Here is a 1441-nt window from a genome sequence, read left to right as displayed (position 1 = left end):
CACCATTAGCAATAGCAGCCGACTTGACGATATTTAAACCAGATGTTGGATCACAGAAGGTAACTTCTGTATTATTTTCATCAATCACGTAAGTATCATTAGCAGAAACTTCAGTGTTATTAAGAATCTCATTACCAGTTACAGTTACGGTGTTAGTAATTACACCAGCATCAATATCCGCTTGAGTCACGGTGTAGTTAGGCGCAGTAAAGATCCAAGTTTCCGTAGGTTCTAATACACCATTAGTGTTAGTATCACCAGACAGGGTTACATCCGCAGTAATATCACCACCTAATAACGTATCGTTAATAGTTACTGTATTAATAGATACAGTACCAGTATTAGTCACAGTGAAAGTATATGTTACTTCACTATCTAAAGCAAGACACGCATCACCATTAGCAATAGCAGCCGACTTGACGATATTTAAACCAGATGTTGGATCACAGAAGGTAACTTCTGTATTATTTTCATCAATCACGTAAGTATCATTAGCAGAAACCGTTGTAATTCCATCAGGTTCTAGACCGACAATTGAAACTGAGTTGGTAATCACGCCAGAATCAATATCAGCTTGATTTACAATGTAATTAGGAGCTGTGAAAATCCAAGTTTCACTTGGAGCAAGGAAACCGTCTCCATCAGTGTCTCCTGAAAGTGTTACATCAGCAGTAATATCACCACCTAATAAAGTATCAGTAATAGTGAATGAATTTATTAATAAATCACCAGGGTTTGTAACTGTGAAAGTATAAACTAATATATCGTCAGCAACTATGCAAAAATTACCATTAGCATTATACGCTGATTTTACAACATTAAGTCCAGCAACACCATCAACAGTAAGATACACAGTAGCTTGATCACAAGCTTGAGGCGTTCCGTTATCACAGATAGTGTATACAAAAGAATCCGTTCCTACATAACCAGCATTAGGTGTATAAGTAAAAACACCAGTATTAGCATCGATAGTTACCGTTACACCTTGAGCAGTAGTAACTGTAGTTGTAGTTACTGTTTGAGTATTACCTTCGATATCATTATCATTTTCTAAAACATTACCAGTTAAAGGTGTCGTTGGTGTTGTATTGTAAGCATCGTCATTCGCATTAGTTGTGTTAGGCGTTCCATCTGGTTGCACAGTAACAGTTACAGTTGCAGTGTCACAAAGCGCAGGCGAAGCGTTATCACAAATAGTATATTCAAAAGTATCTTCACCAATAAATCCATCATTAGGCGTATAGGTAATAGTCCCATCAGTATTAACAGTAACGGTTCCGTTATCTGGCGTTGTATTGTTAGTAATAATAATAGGATCAGCATCTGGATCAAAGTCGTTAGCTAAGACCACAATATCAACAGGAGTACCTTCAGGTGTGGTTGCAGTATCAGCATTAGCAATAGGAGCTTCGTTTTCAGGACCACTTTCAGGTAAAACCTC

At 37.5% G+C, this 1441-nt stretch carries 1 protein-coding gene; it reads right to left on the bottom strand.

Going from position 1 to position 1441, the window contains the following annotated elements:
* On the bottom strand, positions 1 to 1441 hold a 1441-nt coding region (locus V6251_RS15115), incomplete at both ends, for an Ig-like domain-containing protein (RefSeq protein ID WP_341588993.1).

The sequence above is a fragment of the Olleya sp. Ti.3.14 genome (assembly GCF_038154885.1).
Lineage (GTDB): Bacteria > Bacteroidota > Bacteroidia > Flavobacteriales > Flavobacteriaceae > Olleya.
This window is presented reverse-complemented; position numbering and strand designations above follow the sequence as displayed.